The 25,672-nt window shown below is 60.3% G+C and carries 20 protein-coding genes; 1 reads left to right on the forward strand and 19 read right to left on the reverse strand.

Annotated elements, in window-relative coordinates:
- Position 1: 1 nt before the first annotated feature.
- The 11 genes from ACCQ08_RS06115 to ACCQ08_RS06165 form a co-directional block, all read right to left on the reverse strand.
- Positions 2 to 5,863 (reverse strand): PilC/PilY family type IV pilus protein, encoded by a 5,862-nt coding sequence (locus ACCQ08_RS06115; protein ID WP_373449212.1) that lies wholly within the window; start codon positions 5,861 to 5,863, stop codon positions 2 to 4.
- 81 nt (positions 5,864 to 5,944) lie between these two features.
- Positions 5,945 to 6,529 carry a hypothetical protein gene (locus ACCQ08_RS06120; protein WP_239809958.1) on the reverse strand — a complete coding sequence of 195 codons (585 nt, stop codon included), beginning with the start codon at positions 6,527 to 6,529 and terminating at the stop codon, positions 5,945 to 5,947.
- On the reverse strand, positions 6,526 to 7,581 hold the full coding sequence (locus tag ACCQ08_RS06125) for a PilW family protein (RefSeq protein WP_373449213.1): 1,056 nt from the start codon (positions 7,579 to 7,581) through the stop codon (positions 6,526 to 6,528). The genes ACCQ08_RS06120 and ACCQ08_RS06125 overlap by 4 nt, the downstream gene beginning before the upstream one ends.
- Positions 7,582 to 7,726: 145 nt before the next feature.
- Positions 7,727 to 8,251 carry a hypothetical protein gene (locus ACCQ08_RS06130; RefSeq protein WP_312526501.1) on the reverse strand — a complete coding sequence of 175 codons (525 nt, stop codon included), beginning with the start codon at positions 8,249 to 8,251 and terminating at the stop codon, positions 7,727 to 7,729.
- A complete protein-coding gene (locus tag ACCQ08_RS06135; RefSeq protein WP_369460271.1) occupies positions 8,245 to 8,745 on the reverse strand; it encodes a GspH/FimT family pseudopilin in 501 nt (166 codons plus the stop codon). The genes ACCQ08_RS06130 and ACCQ08_RS06135 overlap by 7 nt, the downstream gene beginning before the upstream one ends.
- Positions 8,745 to 9,239, reverse strand: a complete 495-nt coding sequence (locus ACCQ08_RS06140; protein WP_373449214.1) for a type IV pilin protein — start codon at positions 9,237 to 9,239, stop codon at positions 8,745 to 8,747. Before ACCQ08_RS06140 ends, ACCQ08_RS06135 begins: the two co-directional genes overlap by 1 nt.
- 673 nt (positions 9,240 to 9,912) lie before the next feature.
- Positions 9,913 to 10,905: a metal ABC transporter substrate-binding protein gene (locus tag ACCQ08_RS06145; RefSeq protein ID WP_373449215.1), complete on the reverse strand. Its 993-nt coding sequence runs from the start codon at positions 10,903 to 10,905 to the stop codon at positions 9,913 to 9,915.
- Complete coding sequence (locus tag ACCQ08_RS06150; RefSeq protein ID WP_239809963.1) at positions 10,902 to 11,792, reverse strand: metal ABC transporter permease; 891 nt, start codon at positions 11,790 to 11,792, stop codon at positions 10,902 to 10,904. The genes ACCQ08_RS06145 and ACCQ08_RS06150 overlap by 4 nt, the downstream gene beginning before the upstream one ends.
- Complete coding sequence (locus ACCQ08_RS06155) at positions 11,792 to 12,523, reverse strand: metal ABC transporter ATP-binding protein (RefSeq protein WP_373449216.1); 732 nt, start codon at positions 12,521 to 12,523, stop codon at positions 11,792 to 11,794. The genes ACCQ08_RS06150 and ACCQ08_RS06155 overlap by 1 nt, the downstream gene beginning before the upstream one ends.
- A 328-nt stretch (positions 12,524 to 12,851) precedes the next feature.
- A complete protein-coding gene (locus ACCQ08_RS06160; RefSeq protein ID WP_239809965.1) occupies positions 12,852 to 13,280 on the reverse strand; it encodes a Fur family transcriptional regulator in 429 nt (142 codons plus the stop codon).
- A 27-nt stretch (positions 13,281 to 13,307) separates the two neighbouring features.
- Positions 13,308 to 13,562 (reverse strand): hypothetical protein, encoded by a 255-nt coding sequence (locus ACCQ08_RS06165; protein ID WP_373449217.1) that lies wholly within the window; start codon positions 13,560 to 13,562, stop codon positions 13,308 to 13,310.
- 174 nt (positions 13,563 to 13,736) lie between these two features.
- Here ACCQ08_RS06165 and zigA point away from each other — a divergent pair, with 174 nt between their 5' ends.
- Entirely contained in the window at positions 13,737 to 14,978 is a 1,242-nt protein-coding gene (zigA, locus tag ACCQ08_RS06170) for a zinc metallochaperone GTPase ZigA (protein ID WP_373449218.1), read from the forward strand.
- A gap of 33 nt (positions 14,979 to 15,011) precedes the next feature.
- Here zigA and ACCQ08_RS06175 read toward each other — a convergent pair whose 3' ends face one another.
- From ACCQ08_RS06175 to ACCQ08_RS06210, 8 genes are all read right to left on the reverse strand, one after another.
- A complete protein-coding gene (locus ACCQ08_RS06175; protein WP_312414788.1) occupies positions 15,012 to 16,208 on the reverse strand; it encodes a glycosyltransferase family 1 protein in 1,197 nt (398 codons plus the stop codon).
- An 8-nt stretch (positions 16,209 to 16,216) separates the two neighbouring features.
- On the reverse strand, positions 16,217 to 17,164 hold the full coding sequence (locus tag ACCQ08_RS06180; protein ID WP_373449219.1) for an NAD-dependent epimerase/dehydratase family protein: 948 nt from the start codon (positions 17,162 to 17,164) through the stop codon (positions 16,217 to 16,219).
- Entirely contained in the window at positions 17,164 to 18,198 is a 1,035-nt protein-coding gene (gene gmd / locus ACCQ08_RS06185; protein WP_373449220.1) for a GDP-mannose 4,6-dehydratase, read from the reverse strand. Before gmd ends, ACCQ08_RS06180 begins: the two co-directional genes overlap by 1 nt.
- A 193-nt stretch (positions 18,199 to 18,391) precedes the next feature.
- On the reverse strand, positions 18,392 to 20,884 hold the full coding sequence (locus tag ACCQ08_RS06190; protein WP_373449221.1) for a glycosyltransferase family 4 protein: 2,493 nt from the start codon (positions 20,882 to 20,884) through the stop codon (positions 18,392 to 18,394).
- Positions 20,885 to 20,888: 4 nt separating this feature from the next.
- Positions 20,889 to 22,166, reverse strand: coding sequence for a class I SAM-dependent methyltransferase (locus tag ACCQ08_RS06195; protein WP_373449222.1), 1,278 nt, complete (start codon positions 22,164 to 22,166; stop codon positions 20,889 to 20,891).
- Complete coding sequence (locus ACCQ08_RS06200) at positions 22,163 to 23,380, reverse strand: ABC transporter ATP-binding protein (RefSeq protein WP_312414775.1); 1,218 nt, start codon at positions 23,378 to 23,380, stop codon at positions 22,163 to 22,165. The genes ACCQ08_RS06195 and ACCQ08_RS06200 overlap by 4 nt, the downstream gene beginning before the upstream one ends.
- Complete coding sequence (locus ACCQ08_RS06205; RefSeq protein ID WP_312414772.1) at positions 23,377 to 24,186, reverse strand: ABC transporter permease; 810 nt, start codon at positions 24,184 to 24,186, stop codon at positions 23,377 to 23,379. The genes ACCQ08_RS06200 and ACCQ08_RS06205 overlap by 4 nt, the downstream gene beginning before the upstream one ends.
- A complete protein-coding gene (locus tag ACCQ08_RS06210; protein WP_373449223.1) occupies positions 24,183 to 25,643 on the reverse strand; it encodes a mannose-1-phosphate guanylyltransferase/mannose-6-phosphate isomerase in 1,461 nt (486 codons plus the stop codon). Before ACCQ08_RS06210 ends, ACCQ08_RS06205 begins: the two co-directional genes overlap by 4 nt.
- Positions 25,644 to 25,672 lie beyond the last annotated feature (29 nt).

Genomic DNA, 25,672 nt, shown 5'->3' on the forward strand with positions numbered 1-25,672 from the left:
CTTAGTTGGTCACCGCCTCGCGCCAGCTGATGCGTTTGCCCTGTGGCTTGGGGGTCGCCACGGGGATGATGATATCAATCGGCGTTCCCACGACACCGGTCTGGATGTGGCTGGTCACGGTGCCATCCCGGTTAGCCGTCAGCGCATTGCCGACGATCATCGTATCGGGTACCTGCTCGCCAGCGGCGCCGCCTTCCGGGTTGCCATTCACCGCCAACCCCGTCTCAAAGTTGAGGTAGTTGAGCCAGCCATAGCCGCCCGCCAGGCAAGGCTCGTCGGATGGCACATTGCTGGCCACCACCAAGGTGGTGCCGGCCAACAGCATATTGACGTTCACCCGTTCACGCTCAATGGGCAGATCGACATACCAGCCTTTGCGGCGGTCATTGCAGACGGCATGGTCACGGCTTGCACAGCGCAGTCTGCGCACAAGTTTGCCCTCGGTATCCCTGTATTCTTCCAATATGGATTCTTTGAGATCTGCCCGGAATGAGGCTGCGCTGATGGCATAGCCCTCGGGCTTGTCATCAAAGCCGTAGATGGACTGCTTGCTTTTATCCGTCATATCAGCAGACCCGAACAAGCGGCCGGTGGCGACCAGAATGCGCGGCAGTTGTGTGCCGCCTTGCACCAGCTCTATGCGGGTGGTGATGGGTTGGCCCGTCAGCTGTACCACGCGCTGCACCTGGAACCGGCTCGCGGCCACATCCCACTGGAAACGCCAGACATTGCCGTCCAGATCGCCGCCGTAGAGCAAGCGGGTGGTGTTGTCGCCGGCAGGGTCGCGCAAGTAGTTGTTGATCTCACGTAGGCCGGTGCCGTTGGGGGTGGTCATTTGCGCGATGGTCGCGCCGGTGCTGGCATTGAGCACAAACACATGGTTCTTGCCGTCGGCATTGTTGTAGCCCGAGGTGAGGAACACCGCCCAGGTGCCATTGGGGTGTTTGGAGACCATAGGCCGGCCAAAGCTCAGGCCCATCTCGGGCAGGCTGGCTTCCCACAGCGGCTGGGGTTGCAGCGGGTTGGTGATGTCGAGCGCGTAGTAGCCCTTACCCCCCTTGTTGAAGCCGCCGACAAGGATGGTCTTCCAGGCGCTGCCGTCGTGGATATCGGCCACCACGGGCGAGCCATCCACAAAGTAGCGGTGGGCACTGTCGTAGTCCACACTGGCCAGGCGCGCCATCTCGGGCATCACGGCGGTGGGCACAAAGGCCCAGGCTTCGCGCGCGGCCACGGGTACCGTTCTGCCGCCGATGGTTTCTGTCTTGCGCAGATCGGTTTCGGCATGGAAGGCATGCAGCATGCCGTCATTGCCGCCCACATACACCATGGGCCTGCGGTTTTGCTGGCTCAGGCGGTAGGCGGCATAGCCGGCATCGCGGTAGCGGCGCGTGGGCTTGCCCACGTACAGGGGTTGCGAGCTAATGATGTCGCCCAGGCGGCTTTCACGCGGGCGGTAGAGCTTGCGCGCGTCGCCCAACGCAAAGTCTTCCAGGCTGCGGTCACCGCGCAGGTAGTTCACCAGATTGGCGCCTTGGGCGGCCTCCTTTTGCGCATCGTTCATCTGCGCGTACTGGGCCAGGCGGGTGCTGATGGCGGATGCTTCGAAATGGCTGCGCAGGCTGCCCAGGTTGGCGTAGGTAAATTCGGCCAGCCTGCCCCCATTCATGAAGAGAATGCGTCGGTTGTCGGTGGCCAGGTCGCGCCTGTCCAGCGCATCCTTGGCAGACCAGCCTTCGATTTGCGTGCGTTTGCCGGAGCTCAGGCCAATCTCAAAAGCCTGCAGATCGCCTGACCAGCGGCCAGTGCGGTAGGTGGCGGCATAGGCAAAGTTGTTGCCTGCCTCGGTGATCGGTGAGGTCACACCCACGCTGCCGCCAGAGCCCAGCGCCGCGCGGATATCGGCAAACACCTCTGCCAGGCCGGACTGGATGGCCGATGGGTCATTGGCGCTGAAGTACAGGCCCCGGCCATTGACGGCCGTGTGCCAGAAGTCGTCGATGGATTCCGGGCTCTCCTCATTGGCCCCATCACGCGGCCAGATCGGCCAGGTCTTGAGGCCGCTGCGCAGATCGGCAAAGTCGCCCGCGCCAGCCTTGTAGTCCTTGTGGTACTTCAACGTGCCCGATACCCCCATGCCGATCACATAGGTGCTCATATGCTGCCAGGTGGCCTTGTCATCCTCCGCCCCTGTGCCCACCGGCCGCACCTGGTTGGGCCAGCCGCGTGGGGTACTGTTCTCGTCACCGGGGCGCAGATCGGTGGCGTAGTAGTACTGCGCCACATCGGCCAGCGAGTTGCTGCTGCCGCCGGTGGCCGGGTTCAGGTGGTCCTCGTTGCAGGGCAGGCTGCCGCAGCGGGTATGGGTGGCTGGCAGGGCGGCCCAGGGGGCTGTGCCGTGCTGGGGTCTTCCGGCGGGCGGCAGTTGCGGCGCAGGTTCAAGCGGATAGCAGATCGCAGGCGATTCCAGGTCGCCATTGAACGCGACCCGTCCTGGAGGGCTGACCAGGGTACGGCCCGTTTCGGCGGTACCTGTCAGGGTCACATGGTCGGTCCAGCGGTGGCCGCTGTACACCTTCTTTCTGCCTGTGACCTCTTCGCAGGTCTCTGCCGGGCAGCGGGCCGGTCTGGTGGGATAAATCTCCGTGGAGCCCACACCCACACCACTGCAGTCGGTCACCTTGCGGGTGTAGCGGTTATAGCCAGGCACGCACAACTCACCTTGGGGCACGTCAATCGTTACAGGGCCTTCCTTCACGCACAGGTACTCCACGCCATTGGCATCGGTGCTCTCTTCGCAGGCAGCGAATTCAGCTTCAGACTGCAGGTAAGTCACACCATCGGAGGTGCTTCCGTCGAGTGAATAACAAGCGCTTGTGACATAGTCGTTTTCTGGCCTTGGCTGCGGTCCGAAGGGCAGATTTGCCAACCGGGCTGCGCAGGTGCCATAGCGCATGTCCTCCGCAGAATTTTCAAAAAAACACAAGCCCAGTTTTTTATACCCGTCCACGATCGGATCTGTGCAATTCGGAACATGGCGAACAGGATCCGATTCTCCATAGCAGGAGGTCCGCACCCAATCTGGGGCCCTGGGTGCATTGGCGACACAGGCAGAAACCAGTTCCGGCTCACTACTTACCTGTTGGCACACGCTGTAGATACAGCCGTTTTCTGGTGTCGCAACCTGCGGGGTGCAAGTGAAAGGGTTGGTGGGCGTGGGCGACGGCGGCAGCAGGCTTTCCTTGCCACGGGCCGGCGTGCAAAAACCCGATTCTGGTGGTTGGACGGGGGTGTTTTGGCACTCGGTGCCGACCCAGCCATTAGAAAAACTGGGGGCCACTGGCGTGCAGGAGGCCACGCCGCGCCAGGGGGTGGTGCGCCGCTCACAACTCAAGTCATAGTCAGGTCCGATCCCTGCATTACAAATGTTTGTCGGTGGACCCCAAGTGCTTTGGGCATCAGTGCAGCTGACAGCATAGTCACCTTCGATGCCTGCCTGGCAGTTGCGCGGTGCAACCGTACTACTCTGCGGCATGCCTCGGCCTGCGCACCGCACGTTGATGCGGCCCGGTTGGTCAGGCAGTGAACCGGGTTGGCAGGACGCCACCATTTCCGAAGCACTTTGCTGCGTGCATTCGGTATAGGTGTTGCTCGCAGCATCCCATGCCGGGGTGCTGGTCACTTGGCAGCTGTTGTCCGTCTCTCCTTCAAACCCATTGACTGCTTCGCGCGCACAACTGGTATGGCGAAAGCCGTTGGACTGGGTACCAGCTTCGCTGATGCACTGCTCTTCTGACACATAGCTTTCCTGGCGGTGGCTGCTGTCGCAATTGCTGTATTGCACCAAGGCCGTGTTGCCCCCAGCGGCCCGGATAGCAGCAGCCAGTTGGGGATGCAGGTTATTGCAGGTCAGTACCGGGCCGCTATAGGCGGGAACGGCGACGCCTTCGCAAGCAATGGTGCCCACGCCCGGTACAAACTGGCCATTGCGGCTGCACATCGAGATGCCGACATCTTCTTGGCGGGGGCCATCGCACTCCACGTTGTAGTCACCGGCCATGCCGGGGGTACAAGCCTGTACCACTTTCCAGTTGTCCCCGCCGCGCGGCTCCACCGTACAGCCGCTGGGAAAGGCTTCGCAGACCGACTTGTCCGTGGTCTTCAACTCCACTTCGCCCTGCGCCGGGTCTTTGTACCAGTAGAAGTAGCGCTTCTCGCGCACTTGACTGGCTGTGGCCCGTGCCCAAGGCGTCTGGGTTTCGGTACTCCAGGTGGTGGTGAGCTTGTTGCGGTACTGCTTTTTATTGATGTAGTTCCAGCTCAGGCGCTGCTGGTGCAGGTTCTTGGTGATCGTGTGCCTGCCCTGGGCAGTCCAGTACTGGCGGGTGCTCATCAGGTCATTGCCGCTCGAGGTCGGCGCTTTGCGGAAGATCTGCATGCTCTGGCTGACTTCCTTGCGCCACCAGATCAAATTGCCGGAATACCATTGTTGATAAAACCGGTCCTTTTTAGCGACTCGCTTATAGGTCGTCTCGGTCTTGGTGCCTCCCCCAGGCACCGTCACCCTCCAGCCAAGCGTGCAGCTGGCCAGTGCGTAATCGACATCGGCATCGTGCGCCAGGCGATAGCCACTGACCGAGCCATCGTAAATAGGACGCGGAATCAAGCCCTCTGGCGGCGTCAGCCCCAAAGGCGGCCCATCTTGCTGGCCGACCAGGGTCACACCATCGATCTGCACCGGGCCTCTGCCCTTGGTCTCTTGCCCAGTGTTCCAGTAGCCGTCGGTGGTGACGATGGTGTAGTGGCGCTGGCAGGCGGAGATGACGGGGTCGACAAAGGGCAGCATCGTGTCGTTGATGCTGTCGCTTTTGCCGGCGTAGTAACGGCCCACGCGGGCCAGGGCCTCGCGCGTGGGCGAGGTGCCGCCCGTTTTGGCGCTCTGGATGGTCTGGAACCAGGTCTGCTTGTCAGTGCCCCAGAAATCCTTCACCGGCAGGAAGTGGCTGTGCGCGCCCGAGCCGGGCTTGGCCACCGTCATGAAGCCGATGCGGAAGTTGTCGTTCAGCGTGCCAAAGGCCAGGCTGACGGAGGACTTGGCCATGTTGATGCGCGTGCGGTAGTAGCTGTACCAGATGGCAAAGTTGCGCTCTTGTGCCGCCGTGATCCTCACGCGCGACCAGCGCCCCGTCACACGACCATTGGGCACCCCGCTGACAAACATGTTGACCAAGTCGCTGACTTGCACGCTGCCGTCATCATCGAACAGTTTGGGCTCTGCGGGCCAGGTACAGGTTTCTTCGCGTTCCCAGCTGGGCATGGTGGGGAAGCGGCTGTCGCGAGGCGTCCAAACGAAGTGATAGGCACGCTGCGGTGGATCGACGTAGAGGTCTCGGCTGCGCGTATTAGCGTCGTATGCCTGAAATGAGGTGGCGAGATTGACGACGCCCTGCGACTGGTCGTAGCCGTCCTTCCAAGCTGCGGAGAAAGTGGGCACGGGCATGTCGGTGGTGCCATCGGCCTGCTTGGGCAGCGGGTAGCTGGTATCGGGGTTGTAGTAAAGCGCGTTGCACAGCGCGCTTTTGTAGCCCACCGGGAAGTACTTGGTTTCACGCCGCTCCCAGCCATCGGGCATGTGGCTCCATTTCATCGAATCCGAGGTGTCGAGCAGCAGCATCACATTGGGCTTGGTCTGGTCGCCCAGAATGCCCAGCGGGATATCGGCAATATCGACCGCATCGCTGGATGTGGAGTCGGCGGCTGCGTTACTGGCAAACAAGCCAGCCACTACGGTGGCGGCAGCGAGCATGGCCCACAGGCTTGCGGCCCGGGGCCATCGCAGCGGGGGTTTGAATTTTTGAAGCATTTCCCTCTCCTTGGTTCTCGTCGTTGGCTGCTGCCCGGGAGTAAGGGGCATGCCAGGGGGCGCGCCTGCGCGCTGCAGTCATCAATACACGGTCATCTGCACATAGCTCACGGTGGCGCGCGGGCCCACTGCACGCGCGCTGATGCGGTACATGGGCCGGTCATTGCAGGGCACTACGCTGCCAGGGCTGTCGGATGAGCCGGGGCAGCCCGTGCCTTCGGGTGCCACGCACGATTGGCCTGCGGCATTCAGTGGGCCCGCTGCGCTGCACAGGCGATGGATCATGTAGCGCACTTCATTGCCCAAGCCGTCATCGGCGGTGGCTTGTTTGCCACTGGCATCCCATAGCAGCTCCTTGGCCGCGACCCTGGGGTCGAAGCTGGCAAAGTAGCCTGCGCCGGCGTTGTCACCGTCCAGCGCCGCGCCGTTTTGCGACAGCTGATCGAGTTGTGCCAGCCCATACTCCAGGCCCAGGTCGGCACCGGTAGTGGCTGTTTGTTTGAGTGCCAGGCTGCCCGCGATGGAAGAGCCCGTCGTGGTGGTACGCACCAGCGCCAGGCTGGTGAGCGTCATTACCAAAAGCACGACCAGTGCGACCAGCAGCACGACGCCGCGTGCGCTGTGTGGACGCGTGGCGGGAAATGGTTGGCGGTATCGGATCGTCATGGTGCTAGTTGCCCCCACAGGGTGTTGCGCAGCGGGATCACGCTTTCGTAGACGCGGTAGCGGTAGTGCTTCCAGTCCGAGTCGGGCGCGTCGTCATCTGTCCAGAACTGCTTGCTGCCACTGGCCCAGCGTGGTGGGCTTTGGGTGACCTCGTCACGCTCGTACTGTGAGCTGCGTACTACCACCGCTATGCGTACGGCAAGCACCTTCTCCCAGTCCGGTTCGGTGTTGGAGCCGGTCGACGACGGCGAAGCTGTCCACTCAGCCCGGTTGTCAATCTGGCCATCTCCGTTGATGTCATAGCCATACTCCGCCTGAAACCTGAGCACATCGTGTGCGACAGACACACTGCTCTCGCTGGTCTCGTTCAGAAAGTTGTAATAGACCAGCTCATTGCCCTGCAGGCTCCAGACGTGCAACTGCGGCTCGGGACCCAGGTTGTAAAGCGCCCCTTCACCCAGGCTGGTGGTGCCGCCATCGAGCATGTTGCGGCGGCTGCCGCCGTTAAAACGAGGGGTTACGCTAGTCCCGGTATAGAAGTTGCTATAGCTTCCGGCACCCTGGCTTACCCGCTTGTCGGGATAGGGTTCGCTGCCCGAATCCGTAGCCACCGTGGAGCGGGCGCCAGCGGTGATTTCCATCAGCAAGCACTCTTGGGTATTGGTGTCTGAGGTACCCACGGCCACATCGCCGGCATGCAAGCCGGCATTGGATTTCTCCATGCTGAAGACGCCGTTGGCACTGGCCTCGTAGCGTGAGCCCATCACCATGTTGGCGGACGAGCCGGTGAGCACCCACAACTGCGTATTTCCACTGGTGGCTGTGATACGCACAGGCACTAGCGGGAACGTAAAGGCGCGGCCATTGTTATGCGCCTGCACCGAGCAGCCCAAATGCCGAGGCTCCATCGAAGCAAAGCCCAGGCCGGCGGAGCGAATATCACGCTCGATGCTGAACAGTGCCAATGCGCCAGCGCTTTGGGCGTTGCTCACAGAGGAGACCGTACGGCGCTGCTTCTCTGACACGCCATAGAGCTGGTAGATGACAAGCATGCTGGCCAGGCCAATAGCTAGGCCAATCAGGATTTCGATGATGGAAAAACCAGCTTGGCCTTGTAGCGAGCGTTGCGGATGGCGGCATCCTGCAAGCCGGATCCGCTGCAACCAGGCCATGCTGCCTGTGTCCATAGGATGGAGGCTAGTGCACATAGGCCTGAATCTGGTAATTGCGCAATGCCGCGTCCTGCGGGGACAGCCAGCACAGCGTGACCGTCACTTGGTTCAACCCATTGCTGGTATTCACCAAAATCTGCTGCCTTGTCGGCACTCCACCTGGCAGGCCCTGCACATGTTGTGGGCCACCTCGCGCGGCAGACAGCAAATTGAGGACGTCGACGTTTTCTGCCTGCTTCCCGCTGAAACTGCAAAGCTCCAAGCTGCCATCCGGCTGGTGCTGCATATTTTGCAGAGATGCAGCCAGCGCCTCAGGCGAGCTGCGATCCACCCGAAGAGAGATGGCCTGCACAATCTGGGCTGCATACATACCTGCCTCAGTGCGGTAATGCGCCTGGCCCGACCAGTTAACCGATCGCGCAGTAAGCCCGGCAATGCCCAGAATGCCAAACACGATGATCATGATGGCGACCAATGACTCGATCAGCATCATGCCCCGCTGGCCACTTGCCGCCGCATATGCAGGCGCGGTCATACGAGGCATCAGCATTTGCGGTTGTCTCCGTCGGCACTGACAGCTGGGTCACACATGCGCACCTGGCCACCGGGCGAGATAAGCACGCGCAGACAGCGCTGGGCGCCACTGTCTTCGAGACAGGTCGCATTGGTGGGCTTGAAGTTCACCGCATTGGCTTGCGGGGTCCGGCCCACGCTGTCAAAGGTGACGGTGCTTTGTTCCGCCTCCACAGTCAGGCCGGTTGCACTTTCCACGGTTTTGCTGGCGATTTGTGAGTTGCCTACCGTGACTGTCCAGCCCAGGTTGCTGTCAGTCATGCCAAGGGCCACATAGGCATTGCGGCGCAGCGCTTCGGCCCGCGCCAGTTGCGCACCATCGTAGTAGGCTTGGGCGGCCGCGCGGATTTTAGAATCGAGGATGTAAACGGAGACCGATGGGATGGCCAACAACAGCAAAAAGACAGTGAGGGCCAAGCCCACCATCAGCTCGATCAATGTAAATCCCAGGTTGGAACGCTGCCAGGCCATCAGCAGCTCCCGTCTCTTCGGATGGACCAGCAGCCCGTGCCTTTGGTCCAGCCAGGTGGCACGCTGGCAGTATTGCGGGCACCTTCGTGGGTCAGGACAAATTCGAAGCCGGACATGGATCCCTTGCCTATAGCCTTGACGGTGTAGCTGCTCCCCAACGGAAAGCACCTGTAGTCCCAGCGTTTGGTATCCGGTGGTGCGGCGGCTACCTTGCTATCACAAGCTTTCCTGTACGTTCGGTTGTCCTGGAAGAACTGCTCCATCTTGGCGCCCATATCGGCCAACGGAGTGATGCCTTCCACAATCTGGCCACGCTTGATGTACTCGCTGTAACTGGGCAGGGCAATCGCCGACAGAATCGCCACAATGGCGACCACAATCATGACCTCGATCAGCGTGAAGCCGCGCCGCGCGGGCGCGATTGCCAGACGCACGGCACGGCGGCTTGCAGGTTGAGCCGGCAGCCATTGGCCTGCTGCTTGAAACACCATCATTACACCCTCCCTCACCCGCTTGCGCGTGGCGCTGCGATCCTCTAGACCATTGGATGAAGAGATCGCATTGAGGCATGGAGATGAGCAGCCACCGACCCAATCATCAATAGAATTTATTGATATTTAGAAATTCATATTATTTCCAACAAGGCCGCATCATAGGGGATGCCTGGTGTTTTCTTACCAATAACTTACGTCAATAGATATACCAAGATTCAATAACTACGCTGAAGATCAGCGCAGAGTCACGGAGCAGCGGCTCGGCGCTTGGCCACACCGACATCTGCAGGCAAGGAAGTTTTGATAGCAACGCAAGCGACAAATCATCGGACGCTGGCATTAACACCAGCAGTGGGCCGCGCCCAGCCCGTAGCCCGGCTTTGCGTGGCGTCGCGGCGCAATGTTGATACATTCAATTTCATGTATCTGCTCACAAAATCCAGAATGCCGTTGCAAATGCGCATCTTGAGAAAGATCAAGCTTACAGATGCGCTGCGGTGGAAGGCCACGAGGACAGCCCCCGACCACAGCGGCAGTGCAAAGGACCGCCGGTGCAAACCGAGCAGGTAACGCAGCCGGTCGGCTTTGGCGCAGCCGCTGAGAAGCGGGGTGCAGCATCCACGCTGCCTGCGTTGGCGCAGGGACAGGCAGCGTGCTCTGCAACCGGCGTTGGTCAGCCCGCTTGCAAGGCCTTGAGCAAGGTGGCAGCGTTGGCCTCGACCATATCGACATAGGTGGCAGCGGGGCCACCTGCAGGCGACAGCGCATCGGAGTAGAGGCGGCCACCGATGGCAGCACCCGTCTCGCGCGAAAGCTGTTCGAGCAGGCGCGGGTCGGAGATGTTCTCCAGGAAAATGGCGCCGATGCGCTCTTCGCGCACCTGCTTGACCAGCGCCCCCATGTCGCGGGCCGAGGGCTCGGATTCGGTCGACAGGCCGCGCACCGGCACAAAGCGCAGGCCATAGGCCTGGGCAAAGTAGCCAAAGGCATCATGGGTGCTGACGACGGTGCGCCGCGCTGCGGGCACGGCGGCAAAGCGCTGGCGCAGGCTGGCATCCAGCGCAGTCAGGCGGGCAATGTACTGGGTGGCCTGCTGGTCGTAGCGGGCCGCGTTGGCCGGGTCTGCCGTGGCCAGGCCCTTGGCGATATTGCGCACATAGACGATGGCGTTTTTCACATCCTGCCAGGCATGGGGGTCGTTGGGGCCATGGTGGTGGCCGTGCCCATGGTCGTGGTCATGCCCCGCCTTGTCAGCGCCGTGGTCATGCCCGTGGTCCTGTTTGTGATCGTGTCCTTGGCCCTTGGGCAAGGCGCGTACCGCAATGCCCTGCGATGCGATGATCTCCTGGCCTTGGAAGCCTGCGGCCTTCTTGAGGCGCGGCAACCATCCTTCAAAATCCAGGCCATTGGAAACCAGCACTTTGGCCTGCTGCAGCTGGCGCGCCTGCTGCGGTGTGGGCTCAAACACATGGGCATCGCCATCAGGGCCGACGAGCGCAGAGACGGTCACCAAGTCACCGCCCACCTGGCGCGTCAGATCCTGCAAGATGGAGAAGCTGGCCACGACGGGCAGCGGCTGGCCCGCAGCCCAGACGGAGCCGGCGGGCAGGGCGCTGGTCAGCGCCAGTCCCAGCATCGCGCGGCGGTTCAGGTAAAAGTTGCTCATTCGGATACTCCCATTGGTTCAGACACAGAATCGTTGCCCGGCCTGTGGCGCTGCGCGCGCACGCTGCCCAGCCGGCCCAGGCACAAGGACAGCAGGTACAGGCCGCCAAGGCTCAAGGTGATGGCGGCCGATGCCGCAATGCCCGCGTGGTAGGACAGCAGCAGGCCCAGCACGCTGCCGGCCATCGCGATACCGGTGGACAACGCCATCTGCAGGCCCACACCGCGCAGCCAGAACCGCGCACTGGCGGCGGGCAGCACCACCAGGGCCACGGCCATCAAGGTACCCAGCGAATGGAAGCCCCCCACCAAGTTGAGCACGAGCAAGAGCATGAACAGCGCATGGCTGATGCTGCCCATGCGCCCCTGCAGGCGCAAAAAGCCGGGGTCCAGGCATTCCATCAGCAAGGGCCGGTACATCAGCGCCAGGCCCAGCATCGACAGGCTGGCGATGGTGGCGGTCAGATACAGGGTGGGATCGTCCAGCGCCAGCACCGAGCCGAACAGCACATGCAGCAGATCCACATTGGAGCCGCGCAGCGAGACCAGCAACACGCCCAGCGCCAGCGAGATCAGGTAGAAACCGGCAAAGCTTGCGTCTTCGCGCAAGGCGGTGTAGCGGGTCACCACACCCGAGAGCATGGCCACGACCAGTCCCGCTGCCAAACCGCCGATCGTCATCGCCGGCAAGGACAGGCCAAACAGCAAATAGCCCAGGGCCGCGCCCGGCAAGATGGCATGTGACATGGCGTCGCCCACCAGGCTCATGCGGCGCAGCAGCAAGATGGTGCCCAAGGGCGCAGCCCCAGCACTCAGGGCCAGGCAGCCGGCCAGCGCGCGGCGCATGAAGCCGTAGTCCACAAAGGGATGCCACAACAGCTCGGCCATCATGCGCGCCTCCTGGCGGCAGCGCGCGCTGCCAGGCCCGGCAGCACATCGGCGGTGTCGCCCCAGGCCAGCTGCGTCCCCGCCAGTGCCAATGCCTGCGGGAAATACCGCTGCACCATCTCGCGGTCATGCAGCACGGCCAGCACCGTTCTGCCCCGCGCATGCCACTGCTGCAACAGCTGCAGCAGCACATCGACGGAGGGCTCATCAACGCCGGTGAACGGCTCGTCCAGCAAGATCACCGGCGGGTTCTGTACCCAGAGCCGGGCAAAGCGCATGCGCTGAAACTGCCCGCCCGAGAGCTCGGCAATCCAGCGCGGCTGCCAGCCCTGCAGACCTACCGTTGCCAGCGCTGCACCGATCTGCGCGCGCTGCGCATCGCTGACCGCCCCCAGCGCGCCCGTTTGCGCCCACAGGCCCAGGCTGACGAAGTCTTCCACGCTGATGGGGAAGTCACGCTCCACCTCGCAGGCCTGCGCCAGATAGCCCAGTGCCGCACGCGGATAGCGGCAGCGCAGCGACCCTTGCATGGGCGCGAGCAGCCCCAGCAAGCCTTTGAGCAGGGTCGATTTACCGCCCCCGTTGGGGCCGACGATGGCCGTCATCGATCCGGCCGCAAACTGCCCGCTGACACCGCGCAGTGCCAGCCTGCCGCCATAGCCCAGGCCCAGGTTGGAGAGTTCAAAGTCCACGCTGCAGCCCGGCACTGGCAAAGGGGGAACGGACTGCATCATGGCTGTTGTACCGCCCATGCCACCACGCCCCATAACAGCGCGCTCAGGCCCAGCGCCAGCAGGCAACGTGCCAGCGCCGAGGCCTGCAAGGCGCTGCGGCGCCTGGTTGTGTGTATTGATCCCATAGCTCGCCCATTCGCAGGTGTCGCGCACCCAGTTTGCCTGGGCGGCGCGGGCTAAACACCCGGCACATTCCAAAAATGTGATGTTATAACATCAAAACACCAGACTCACGAAAAAAGCGCGGCTCTGCCTGACCACGGCGGCCAAGCGGTGCGGGAAGAAACGCGGTACAGGAAAGGGAGAGAAACAGCGATCCGGCGCGCTAAGCGGCGGGCGCAGCAGCGCAGCGGCTGCAGGTGCCATGCATCTCGACATGGGTGCTGCTGGGCCGGAAGCCGTTGGCCTTGGACCAGGTCTTGAGGCGCCGCTCTACCGCAGGCTCCAGGAACTCATCGACCTGGCCGCAGCTATCGCAGATGGCGAACACCACGAGGCCATGGTCATGGCCTTCGGCATGGGCATGCGCGCAGACCACAAAAGAGTTGAGGCTTTCCACCCGGTGCACCAGGCCGTATTCGATCAGCTTGTCCAGCGCGCGGTAGACCTGCTGGGGCGCACGCAGGCCCTCGTCACGCAGCTGGTCCAGCAAGGCATAGGCACTGGCTGGATTGGCCTCACGCGCAAGCGCTTGCAGCACCAGGGCTTGGTGCTTGGTCAACTCGGGCGGGGGCGTTTTGGCGGCTGTGGACATGGTGACAACAAAGGCAGAGGCCCGAGTTTAGCCGCTCTGCTGTGCGGACGCTGCCAGCGGGGGCTCCGCAGCGGCGCGCTCCTGCTCTTGGGCGGCTTGCAGCAACCAGCGCTGCACCGCCTGCCAATGCGCATCGCCGTACAGGCGCCTGAAGCGCCGCGTCTCCTCCAACTCCGCATTGCGCCAGACCGCCAGCCGCTGCGCGATGTAGTCCGCGCTCAAGGGGATGGCGCATTCGACGGTGATGCAGTGCCGCCACTGCGCGTAGGTTCGGGGAATCATCGCTGTCCTTTCCACATCTCAACAGCTGCCAACCCCGGTTCCCAGTGAACGCTTGAGAAAAATCAGCTTGGATTTGTTATGTTATAACATATCGAATCGTCAACACAGGTACCACCCAGCGCTGACCGGGGCATGCAGCAAGCCGCCCGAGCCAGCGCAACCCCGCATTCCACGATGACTTCCACCGCCCTCTCCTATCCACTGGCAACGGCACGCCCAGCCAAACTCCCCGTCACCGTGCTCTCCGGTTTTCTGGGGGCCGGCAAAACCACGCTCCTCAATCACATCCTGAACAACCGCGAAGGCCGGCGCGTGGCGGTCATCGTCAATGACATGTCCGAAGTCAATATCGACGCCGCCCTGGTGCGCCAAGGCGGGGCCGAGCTGTCGCGCACCGATGAGAAGCTGGTGGAGATGAGCAATGGCTGCATCTGCTGCACCCTGCGCGAGGACCTGCTGGTAGAAGTCAGCCGCCTGGCCCGCGAAGGCCGCTTTGACCAGCTGGTGATCGAGTCCACCGGCATCTCCGAGCCATTGCCGGTGGCCGAGACCTTTACCTTTGCCGGCGAGGACGGCCGCAGCCTGGGCGATGTGGCGCAGCTGGACACGATGGTCACGGTGGTCGATGCCTTCAACTTTCTGCGAGACTACAGCTCGCGCGACCACCTGCGGGCACGCGGCCAATCGCTGGGGGATGAGGACCAGCGCACCGTGGTCGACCTGCTGGTCGAGCAGATCGAGTTCTGCGATGTGATCGTGCTCAACAAGGCCGACCTGGTGTCTGACGCAGAGCGCGAGCAACTGATGGGCATCTTGCGGGGCCTGAACCGCCGCGCCCGCATTGTGCTGGCCGTGTTTGGCCAGGTGCCGCTGCACAGGGTACTGCAAACAGGTTTGTTCGATTTTGAGCAGGCATCCCAGGCCCCTGGCTGGCTGCAGGAGCTGCGCGGCAGCCACCAGCCCGAGACGGAGGCCTATGGCATTGCCAGCTTTGTCTACCGCGCCCGCCGCCCCTTCCACCCCGAGCGCTTTTTTGCGCTGATCAACCAGGAATGGCCAGGGGTGGTGCGCTCCAAAGGCTTTTTCTGGCTGGCCAGCCACCCGACGTTGGCCGGCCAGTGGTCACAAGCCGGTGCCGTGGCGCGCCACAGCGCGGCTGGCTACTGGTGGGCCGCCGTGCCCGAAGAGCGCTGGCCGCAGGACGAAGAGGCGCTGGCCCTGATCCGCAAAGCCTGGGACGACCGCGTAGGCGACGCCCGCCAGGAGCTGGTGTTGATCGGCATGGACATGGACGAGCCGGCGCTGCGCGCGCAGCTGGACAGCTGCCTGCTGAGCGATGCGGAGATGGCGCAGGGGCCCGCGGTGTGGACGGGGTGGCGGCATTCGTTTGTGGATTGGCCCGACAGCAAGATCTAACAGGCACCCACAAGCGCGAAGACCCATGCAGCCTTACAGCGCCTTGTAAACCGCCAGGGTCTCCGCTGCGCAGCGCTGCCAGGAGTAGTTGGCCGCCCGCTCCAAGCCCTTGGCACTGGCATCGCGCAGCCATGCCTCGTCTCCAAGATGGCGTTGCAGACCGCGCAGAATGTCGTCCACGTCCAGCGGGTTGACCAGCGCCGCTGCACCGCCCGCCACCTCGGGCATGCAGGAGGCATCGGAGGTCAGCACCGGCGTGCCGCTGGCCATGGCCTCCACGATCGGCAGGCCAAAGCCTTCATAGAGCGAAGGGTAGGCGAACAGGCGCGCGCCCGCATAGAGCATGGGCAGGTCGGCCTGGTCGACATAGGACAGGTAATGCAGCCAGCCCTCGTTGGCCGCTTGCTCCATGCGGCGGTGTATGTCTTCGGATTTCCAGCCCTTGCCGCCTGCCAGCACCAGCGGACAAGCCTTGCGCAAGGCCGGGTCCAGTTGCGCATAGGCTTCCAGCAAACGGCCTATGTTTTTACGCGGTTCGATCGTGCCCACATACAGCGCGTAGCTGCGCGGCTGCAGGCCATGCTTGGCCAGCACAGGGGCCAGTTCGGCATCGCTGCGCGGATGGTAGGCGGCATCCATACCCAGGCCAATGGCCGTGACCTTGTCCGCCGACCAGCCAAAGTGCTGGATGAATTCCTGGCGCACCGTTTCCGTATCGGTGATCACATGCTCGGTGTGCCTGAGGCTGCTGCCAAAGGCCATGTTCATGAATTCCACCCGCGCCTGCGGGTGGAACTCGGGGTAGAACACATGCGAGAGGTCATGCACGGTATTGACCGTGCGGCCTGGGAAAGGCGGAACCAGGTAATTGGGCGAGTGAAAAATGGCCTGCCCTTCCCCGCGTACTCGCCAACGCGAAATGGCAGGCATCAGCGCTTGGTACACCCGCACTGCTGCGCGGTTGGCCGACAAGGTGCTACGCAGACGCGTGAATAAGGTGGGCGCAGTGTTGGGGGTGGTTTGCACACCAGGCGCCGGGACGGTGGGACTTGGACTCTGTCCACCGAGCGCCGCCAACGGATCTGCCACCCAATGGCCATGTGAGAAGTAGCGCAAACGGTCTACATCAGGGTGCTGGCGCAGCTGGCTGGCCAGCTCGTAGCTGTAACGCCCAATGCCGGTCAACGGCGCATGGAGCGCATCAGCGCCCAAGATGATGTCTAAACCCATAAGGTCCTTCAAGCCCGCAGCATCCAGCGCAGGGTGTCTTCCAGTTGGTAGCTGCGCCACTCACCGATGGCCTGCTCCAGCGCTGTGGTGTCAGCGCGCAAGATGCGCACCTCGTTGGCACGTACAAAGGCCGGATTCACCCGTACTTCCATGGTGTGACCGCTGATCTGCTGCACCTGTTCCAATACGTCGCGCAGCGACCAGGTGCGGCCCGAGCCGACATTGAACACCCCACCTACTGCAGTGCCCTGCGCGGCGCTATCCAGCAAGCGCACATAGGCGGCCGCCACATCGCGTACGTCAGAAAAATCGCGGTCCACATCCAGGTTGCCCAGCTCGATCACGTCGGCCTTGCGCAGCGCATGGTCCACGATCTTGGGGATCAGAAACTGCGGCGACTGGCCCAGGCCCGTGTAGTTGAACGGCCGCACCAGCACCACCGGCAACTGCGGCAGCCACAGCCGCGCCATGTATTCCATCGCGAGCTTGCTCACGGCGTAGTCATTGGCAGGGTTGGCGGTGGTGCTCTCGGGCAAGCCACCTTCATGGCTGTTGCCGTAGATGTTGGCACTGCTGGCCAGCAACACGCACTGCGGCTTGACAGGCAAAGTACTCAAGGCCTGCAGCAGGTGGCGGGTGCCCACCACATTGACGCGGTAGAAGTCATCCGCCGAGCCGTGGCCCACAAACGCAATCGCTGCCAAATGCACCACCGCCTGCGGACTGATCTGGTGAACAGCGCTTTTCAGCGCTGCCTCGTCGAGCAAATCCGCCTGCAGGCACTGCGCTGCTGGAATCAGCCCAGCGCCACCGGACGCGGAGCGATCAAGCGACCAGACATCCCAGCCAGCAGCGCGCAGCAAGGGCACCAGATGCTGACCGGTAAACCCCTGCGCACCTGTCAGCAGTACCCGCTTTTGGGCTGCTGCACCCACGGCATTGGCAGCGGCGTTCATCAGAACGAGAACCCGGCTTGGTTGCGGCGCATATCGGCCTCGACCATCATCTGGCAGAGCTGCTCCAGGGAGGTATGCGGCTCCCAGCCCAGCTTGGCCTTGGCCTTGGCGGGGTCGCCAATCAGCAGCTCCACCTCAGCTGGGCGGTAGAACTTGGGATTGACGCGCATCACCGTCTTGCCGGTGGCAGTATCAATGGCGGTCTCTTCCTCAGCCTTGCCTTGGAAATCCACATCCATGCCGGCGCCCTTGAAGGCCATGCGCACGAAGTCGCGCACGGTCTCGGTGCGGTTGGTGGCCAGCACAAAGGTGTCGGGCTCATCGGCCTGGAGCATGCGCCACATGCCTTCCACATATTCCTTGGCAAAACCCCAGTCGCGCTTGGCGTCGATATTGCCCAGCTCCATCACATCGAGCTTGCCCAGCTTGATCTTGGCGACGCTGTCGGTGATCTTGCGGGTGACGAACTCGCGGCCGCGCAGCGGGCTTTCGTGGTTGAACAAAATGCCGCTGGCGCCAAAGATGCCATAGCTCTCACGGTAGTTCACCGTCATCCAGTGCGCATACAGCTTGGCAACACCATAGGGGCTGCGCGGGTAGAAAGGCGTGTCTTCCTTCTGGGGCACCGCTTGCACCTTGCCAAACATCTCCGAGGTGCTGGCCTGGTAAAAGCGCACCTTGGGATTGACGATACGAATGGCTTCCAACAGGTTCACGGCCCCCAGACCGGTGATTTCTGCCGTGGTCACTGGTTGCTCGAACGACACACCGACAAAGCTCTGCGCCGCCAGGTTGTACACCTCGGTGGCTTCTGTGGTCTGCAACAGGCGGATGCTGGACGACAGATCGGTCAGGTCGTACTCGACGAGATGCAGGTTGGGGTGGTTCTGGATGCCCAGCTCTTCGATGCGCCAGAAATTGACCGAGCTGGTGCGGCGGAAGGTGGCGTAAACGGTGTAGCCCTTGGAGAGCAGGAGTTCGGCCAGGTAGGCCCCGTCTTGGCCGGTGATACCGGTGATGATGGCTTTTTTCATTGGATGTACATAAATAATATTCTGACGACGCGAAAGCATACATCAGGATGGCAAGATTTCGGAAATCTCAATCATTGCAGCAGCCTTCATATCTTCGTGCTGCAGCGGCATACTATCAACTAAATTAAAATATACCCATTACTCATTCTCACTATGTTAACACCTGCCACTGGAGATAACCAGTTAAATATTCTCAAACTTCAACCTTGGTAGCAATACGCTGAAGTAGCTGCGCTGCGCTTTGCCCCCAAGTCTGCCACGGCATGTGCTTAGAATTTCTTTCCTGGCGATTGTCAAATGAAGCTACATAACTGCTGATCACTGCTTCCAGCCCAGCTGCAGAATTAAAATATATAGCGTAATCACCGGCCACCTCACGAAACACCGGAATATCGCGAGCAATAATTGGGAGATCAATTTGAGCAGCCTCAATCAAGGGCAATCCAAACCCCTCACCATAAGAGGCGGCAATCAAACAATCCGATTGCGCATATACTTTTGCAAGATATTCATCACTTATTCCTTGCAACCAAAAGAGCCTCTCACCGAGCTGGGGATGTCCTTGTAAGTCATCCACCAGTCTGTCTACCTTCCACCCCTGCTTTCCAACAAACACTAGGTTGAAATCGGTAGAAGAGTTCCATAAGGCGTTGGCCGCATCCAAGACTTGAGCGTGCCCTTTACGTGGCTCCACTGTCCCCACCATCAGGAAGGTCGGACGCATGGAAAGTTTATCGAGTGTTTCCGATGAATCGGCCGGCAGTCCTTGGCTGGGAGTAGAACTTTCAATGTCCGCCCCCATGTGAAACCAGTCAATCTGCGGCAGATTTGTTGATCCTTGTTTTCGACACCATGCTTTGAACTCATCCGCGACAGACTGCGATATACAAATGACCCCATCAGTCTGCGCAGCCACGCTTACCCAACGGGAATGGTTTGCTTCAGCACCTTCGGGAAAGAACTGCGGCATCGTGATGGGCAGCAAGTCATACAGCACAAATCGCACATCGACGCCGTGATTACGTAAAGTCTGATAAAAGGGCGACTGATAGATCTGCACTTGCGGCTGCATATCTAGCGCCAAAAATATATCGCCGGAAGCGTAATCAATGGCGGCATCCGGATCAGCCGCATACGCGCCTGGCTTGCCCAAAAAACTCTGAACAAATTGATCAGCGTAGCGATAACCGAGTTTTTCTGTCGTCGCGTAAACGGCTCGGACTTCATAGGCATCCGGCGGGTGTGAAAGCCATTCATGGAGAATGCTGCGTACTACACGTTGAATCCCGGTTCGGGCGTCGCGCTGCACCAGCTCTGAGATATCGACCAATAACTGCGGTTTGGCAGCTCTGTGGTTACGCGCAATGGCCTGCGACAGGCCCATCAAGTCCAGGCTTGCATCTTCCGCCGCCATCTGCGCAATGGCGGGCAGCAGATCCAACCGAACAGATGCCTCTGTCACGGTCGTCTTTGAGACCAAGTCCTCCAGCGCTGCAATGGTTCGGAGCGCCGAGTTCTCCCAGGAAAACTGGGTTGCCTGCCTTAAAGCGTGCGCCCGAAGCTCTTGGTGGAAGTCTGCATCGGTCAACGCTTCGGCCATCTTTTGCGCTATGTCTGCGGGATCATACGGATCAAAGAGCGCTCGCTCCCATCCTATGACCTCGGGAACACTGGTAGTGTTGGCCCCAATGGTGGCTGCACCACAGGACATGGCCTCCAGTGCCGGCAAGCCAAAGCCTTCATGCCAGGACGGAAACACATAGAGGGCACATTGGCAGTACAACTGCACCATGTCGTCATCGCTGATGCGTCCCGTAATCACCACCTCAGCCTGGCCCAATCCGCAGTCGCGTATATGGGCCTCTAGCTGCTCACGGTGATCTGGTGGCAACCCACCGGCCAGTACCAATTGATGGGCATGGCGCAAATCAGTTGAGAGCTGCGCAAATGCGCTGATGAGGCCTCTATGGTTCTTACGCTCATCCGTTGCACCGGAATACATCACAAAGGGCTTGCGAATACCCAAGCGCCTTTGCAAATCACGTGTTTGCTCGGCTGAATAGCTCACCGGCCTGAAGCAGGGGTCTATCGCCGAGGAAATGTTGACGACGCTATGTGAATCCACCTGAAGGTGCGTGATGGCTTCTTGCCTTGCAGATTCAGATATGGCCAACAGCAAATCTGCCTTTTTCGCTTGCGCAGTACAGGCTAAGTAGTGATCACGATAGACCGTGTCGTTGTCCAGATAGGTGGATGCCTGGATCAACGGGATCGCATCGTAAAACGTGACCGCTACCGGGCACCCCGCCCGCTCATGGACACTGTGCACCGAGTTGTCGCCGAAGCCGTCGTAGAGACTGCTGATGTGCACCGCATCAGGCTGAATCTGGCAAATGGCCTCTTCTCTGATGATGGCTGCAATACCTCGGCGCACCGCATTTTCTGGCTCGCTGCTATTTACCGGCGCGAGCGCATGCCAGACATGGATGTGATTGGCTGGTATCCATGGCTTAAACGCATCACGTATCGGCCGAATCGTTTCAGCCAGCATGCCATTGAGCAACAGATGAATCTCATGTTCACCCTTGTTTTTAGCCATCGCCAAGGCCAGCGCAAGCGTGTACCGGCCTATCCCTCTGTGCCGACTCGCAGACTGCGCTCCTTGAAGATCAATCAAGATTCTCATGGTCTTAGCCTCTCAAACGAGCAATTTCTTGCTCCAATGCAGTGTGCACTTGCTTTGCGCGGGGTGAGAGATCGGCAATGGTGGGGTGATCGGCACTCATCTCGCTGACAGACACAGGTTCGCACAGCAGACCTCTTGAGATAGCCTTGTGACGCAAATGCGCATGTAGCCAAGGCAACTGGCTGATGGCTCGGTTTATCCAGTCGCTGAGACGAGGATATTGCAAGACTTTGTCCATCATGAAAGTCATAGGCGAAGCAACAAAGGCGCCCATGCCTCGCAACGGCGCTGTCACCTTCCAAGACGCGCTATGGAGCAAGGCGTCCCGCGCCGCTTGGGTCGCAGCCAATTCAGCGTGCAAGGACTGCAGCTCACTTCGAAAGGCCGATAACTCACCTCGCAGCAGTTGCAAGTCACGCTGCAATACTCGCACATTGCCTTGGAACAGCTGAATGTCACCGCGCGTGCTTGCCAACGCTGCCTCTGTGGCAAGACTCTTCAAACGCGTTTCGTGGTGTGCCGCCATTAACTCGTTCTGACGCTGGTCGAAGCGATGGGCTAGGCTGGGCAAATCCACGCCCCTTTGCACGTTGAAAACGCTATCGAATGATGCCATGACCTCCGGGGTCGCTGATTTCTGCGCCACCACCCCATAGTCTGGACTGACATGGTTGAGCACATCCATCAGTGAAATATCAGAGCGCGAGTGTATGTCATCGGGCTCTTGCAATCTCAGCGTACTCACACGCGCAAAACCGTGGTGGCTGGGTAGAAATTCCAGCAGCAGCGGAGGGATGGGGCGTTGGTGCGTCGGATCCAGATAGAAATTGGCCGTCCCTACCACAACATTTTCAGGATTAGGGGTTTCAAGGATTAGCAAACCTCCTGGCTTAAGAACGCGCAGTGCCTCTCCAACCAGTTTATCGAGCAATTCAAAAGGAATATGTTCAGCAACATGAAACCCCGACACGACGGCCAATGACGAGTCAGGCTGCGCACTCAGGTAATCGATGGCATCGCTTTGAGTGACCGACAAGCCGCGCTCAATGCATGCCTGTAGCATGCCCTCATCCAGATCTACCCCACGGGCTTCAAAGCCATGTGATTGAGAAAGCTGCAGCCATTCGCCTCGACCGCATCCAAGGTCTAGCACCCTGGCGGGTGTATACAAAGCCAGCAGCGGACTAATGTATGGAATATATACCTTCAACCGCTCCAGAATGAGTTCGCGAGAACCCCTGTGGCGATCTTCGAAGGCGCGGTAAAAATTATCGGAGCTCATGCAATACACTTTGCTTCTGGAGGTATCCAGCAATTACCCTCGAATGGAGTCCGATTGATATTCAGCACATTGAACACTAGTGCAAGATCACGCCATTCATAGTTGGCGGCCAAATGGGTGTCTGACTTATGCAAGGCGGTTGCAATGGAATATGATCCAGGGCCAAGATTTGCGGGAAATGTGAACTGCACACGAACACAGCCATCTCTCACATGGGCATCCAAATTTAAACCCAGGTGGTGCGTGTTGGTACCAAAGATAGTTTGACCCAGCCGGTCTTTGATGGAGTAACCAAGTACGAGGCCCGGAAGGATTGCACCCAACTCAATATCTATCTGCAGATGAACTTGCTGGCCAACGTTGATGATTTCAACGGCTTCTCCTGCCTCATTGACCAAGGCAATATTCTTGACCTTCGCCTCACCTGTACCTGATGTGGTTTGGCTTCTCCCATCAGCCAACTGGACGACCTGCACAGTTTGGTTCTCACGCTCTGCGATCAATGCATTGTAAAAATCCATCACCGCCTCGGGATTGTCGTCCTTCACGACAACGCCTCGTTCGAGCAGCAAAGCTCGGCTGCATAAACCCTGTATAGCTGCACGGTCGTGCGACACAATCAACAGTGCACTGCCCTGGTCCCGAAACGCGCGGATACGGTCAAAGCTCTTGTGCTGAAAATAGGCATCCCCCACCGAGAGGGCTTCATCCACAATCAGCAAATCTGGACGCACAGCCGTCGCCACACTGAACGCCAGCCGCATCTGCATGCCGCTGGAGTAGAGGCGGACAGGCCGGTCAATGTATTCACCAATTTCTGCAAATGCCTCAATCGCAGGCATGTGCTCGTCGATCTCAGCCTGGCTCAGGCCTAGTAACTGGCCAGCCATGAAGACATTCTGACGCCCCGTGAAATCCGGGTGGAAACCCATGCCAAGCTCAAGCAGCGCAGCCACGCGGCCACTGCGCTGCACCCCACCAGTGGTGGGCTGGGTGGTGCCAGTGATGATCTTGAGAAGCGTGCTTTTGCCGGCACCATTGACGCCGATAATGCCAACGGCTTCGCCAGGTTTGACGCTGAAGTCAATATCTTTCAGAACCCAGGTTTTCTCATGGGTGGTTCGGCCTGACGCCCACTCCCATGCACGTACCCATTTATTGGGGTAGCGCTTATAGGCCTTGCCCACATGGCTGACAGTCAAGACATTCGTCATAGTTCATCTACCAGCTCACCCACGCGAGCACTGAAAAACCACGCAGCCAAGGCCAGCAGCCCCAAGGAAATCAGCAAGAGATTGAGCAATGGTGCCCAAGTAGGCCAATTTTGGGTCAGGAATATTTGCTGGTAGTTCTGCACCAGGGGCGTCATGGGGTTCATTTGCATGATGGGGCGCGCCTTTTCTGGCAAGGCTCCCAACGTGTAGACGATGGGCGTCAGCCAGAACCAGAACTGCAACACCACACCGGTGAGCTGCCCCACGTCTCTAAAAAAAACGTTCAGAGTCCCCAGCAATACGCCAAGGCCAACCGCAAAACACGTTTGCAACAACAGCAGTGGCAGCATGGCCAGCAAGGGCAGTCCTGGCCAATGGCCTATCAATGCCAGAAAGACCAGATAGATAGCCATCACGATGGCAAAGTTAAGGAAGGCCGAGACCACCACAATAATCGGTAGGCAAACACGAGGAAAGTTCGACTTTTTGATGAGATTGCCGTTGTCGATGAACACCCCGTTCAGCCGCGACACCACCTCAGAGAAGAAATTCCAGCTGATGACCCCCGCACACAGATAGATGGGGAATGCAAAAGGCGTCTTTTCATAACCAGGCAAGGTCGGGCGCATCAGCTGGCCCATGACCAAGGTGTAGATCAGGATCATGGCCAAGGGATTGGCCACTGCCCAGAACGCACCAAACAGTGACTCGCGGTACTTGCCATGGAACTCGCGCATGACGCTGCTCCAAACAAAGCCCCGGTACGCCCACAACGAGCGCATCATCGTGAAACCCGGCAAACTCATTTGCCACTCACAGTGTCTGGCGCGCGTCCGTAGGTGTCTTCAAAACGCACGATGTCGTCCTCACCCAGATAGCTGCCCGACTGCACCTCGATAATCTCCAGCGGCACCTTGCCAGGGTTGGCCAGGCGGTGGACATGGCCCAGCGGAATAAACGTGGATTCGTTTTCGCCGAGCAGGAAGATCTGATCCCCGTTCGTTACTTCGGCTGTTCCCTTGACCACAATCCAGTGCTCGGCACGGTGGTGGTGCATCTGCAGGCTCAGCTGTGCACCCGGATTGACGACGATGCGCTTGACCTGGAAGCGGCTGCCGCTGTCGATGCTGTCGTACCAACCCCAGGGGCGGTGCACCTTGCGGTGGGCTGAGGCCATGCTGCGGTTCTGGGCCTTGAGCTGGGCCACCACTTTCTTCACATCCTGGGTGCGCGATTTATCGGCAACAAGCACCGCATCGGCCGTCTCCACCACCACCACGTTGTCCAGGCCTACCGCTGCGATCAAGCGGCTTTCCGAGAACAGCAGGCTGTTTCTGGTATCAATGGCCAGGGTTTCGCCAGTGCCGGCATTGCCTTGTCCGTCACGTGGCAGCACATCCCACAGGGCATCCCAGGCACCCAGATCAGACCAGCCGGCATCAAGCGGCACCACGCGTGCAGGCACGCCCAACTCAGGGCGAACCGGCAATTTCTCCATCACTGCGTAGTCGATGGAATCTGCGGGGCAGGCGCCAAACAGCTCGCCATGGGGGCGGATAAAGTCCATATCCCGGCTGCTCTGCGCCATGGCCTGCTCACAGGCTTGCAGCATCGCAGGCTGCAGGGCGGCCATGGCCTTGAGCCACTGGTCGGCACGCACCATGAACAAACCACTGTTCCACAGGTACTGGCCGCTGCGCAGATACTGCTCAGCGACCTCCAGCGAAGGTTTTTCTGCGAAGCTCTCGATCGCAAACGCGCCGTGGCTATCAGCAGCGCCCTTTTGGATATAGCCATAGCCCGTCTCGGGGCGGTCGGCCACAATGCCAAAAGTGACCATCGCGCCTTCGCTGGCCAGCGGCCAGGCCGCTTCCACAGCACGGTGCAATTGCTCGGGGCGCGTCATCACATGGTCGGCAGGCATCGCCAGCAATACCGCATCGGCTTCAGCCGCCAAGGCAGCCAAGGTCAGCGCAGGGGCGGTGTTTCTACCGGTAGGTTCCAACACCAGCTTGGCATCGGCAATGCCTTGTTCCTGCAGTTGCTGCGCGGCCAAAAAACGGTGGTCCGCATTGCAGACCAGCACGGGGCTGGTTTGCGCGATGCTGGGATGCACGCCATGCAGGCGCACTGCCGTGTTCTGCAGCATGGACTGGCCATCGTCCTGCAAGCTCAAAAATTGCTTGGGATAGTGCTCGCGCGACAAAGGCCACAGGCGGGTTCCACTGCCACCACACAGAATGACGGGCGTTAGTTTTGGCATTCGAATCAATCTCGATAAATAAGGAGTTG

It is taken from the genome of Comamonas sp. SY3, from assembly GCF_041730275.1.
Taxonomy (GTDB): Bacteria; Pseudomonadota; Gammaproteobacteria; order Burkholderiales; family Burkholderiaceae_C; genus Comamonas; species Comamonas sediminis.

Coding starts and splice junctions, on each gene's coding strand:
- ACCQ08_RS06115 (WP_373449212.1), bottom strand. CDS start 5,863: ATGCTTCAAAAATTCAAACCCCCGCTGCGATGGCCCCGGGCCGCAAGC.
- ACCQ08_RS06120 (WP_239809958.1), bottom strand. CDS start 6,529: ATGACGATCCGATACCGCCAACCATTTCCCGCCACGCGTCCACACAGC.
- ACCQ08_RS06125 (WP_373449213.1), bottom strand. CDS start 7,581: ATGCTTGTCATCTACCAGCTCTATGGCGTGTCAGAGAAGCAGCGCCGT.
- ACCQ08_RS06130 (WP_312526501.1), bottom strand. CDS start 8,251: ATGCTGATGCCTCGTATGACCGCGCCTGCATATGCGGCGGCAAGTGGC.
- ACCQ08_RS06135 (WP_369460271.1), bottom strand. CDS start 8,745: ATGGCCTGGCAGCGTTCCAACCTGGGATTTACATTGATCGAGCTGATG.
- ACCQ08_RS06140 (WP_373449214.1), bottom strand. CDS start 9,239: ATGATGGTGTTTCAAGCAGCAGGCCAATGGCTGCCGGCTCAACCTGCA.
- ACCQ08_RS06145 (WP_373449215.1), bottom strand. CDS start 10,905: ATGAGCAACTTTTACCTGAACCGCCGCGCGATGCTGGGACTGGCGCTG.
- ACCQ08_RS06150 (WP_239809963.1), bottom strand. CDS start 11,792: ATGGCCGAGCTGTTGTGGCATCCCTTTGTGGACTACGGCTTCATGCGC.
- ACCQ08_RS06155 (WP_373449216.1), bottom strand. CDS start 12,523: ATGCAGTCCGTTCCCCCTTTGCCAGTGCCGGGCTGCAGCGTGGACTTT.
- ACCQ08_RS06160 (WP_239809965.1), bottom strand. CDS start 13,280: ATGTCCACAGCCGCCAAAACGCCCCCGCCCGAGTTGACCAAGCACCAA.
- ACCQ08_RS06165 (WP_373449217.1), bottom strand. CDS start 13,562: ATGATTCCCCGAACCTACGCGCAGTGGCGGCACTGCATCACCGTCGAA.
- zigA (WP_373449218.1), top strand. CDS start 13,737: ATGACTTCCACCGCCCTCTCCTATCCACTGGCAACGGCACGCCCAGCC.
- ACCQ08_RS06175 (WP_312414788.1), bottom strand. CDS start 16,208: ATGGGTTTAGACATCATCTTGGGCGCTGATGCGCTCCATGCGCCGTTG.
- ACCQ08_RS06180 (WP_373449219.1), bottom strand. CDS start 17,164: ATGAACGCCGCTGCCAATGCCGTGGGTGCAGCAGCCCAAAAGCGGGTA.
- gmd (WP_373449220.1), bottom strand. CDS start 18,198: ATGAAAAAAGCCATCATCACCGGTATCACCGGCCAAGACGGGGCCTAC.
- ACCQ08_RS06190 (WP_373449221.1), bottom strand. CDS start 20,884: ATGAGAATCTTGATTGATCTTCAAGGAGCGCAGTCTGCGAGTCGGCAC.
- ACCQ08_RS06195 (WP_373449222.1), bottom strand. CDS start 22,166: ATGAGCTCCGATAATTTTTACCGCGCCTTCGAAGATCGCCACAGGGGT.
- ACCQ08_RS06200 (WP_312414775.1), bottom strand. CDS start 23,380: ATGACGAATGTCTTGACTGTCAGCCATGTGGGCAAGGCCTATAAGCGC.
- ACCQ08_RS06205 (WP_312414772.1), bottom strand. CDS start 24,186: ATGAGTTTGCCGGGTTTCACGATGATGCGCTCGTTGTGGGCGTACCGG.
- ACCQ08_RS06210 (WP_373449223.1), bottom strand. CDS start 25,643: ATGCCAAAACTAACGCCCGTCATTCTGTGTGGTGGCAGTGGAACCCGC.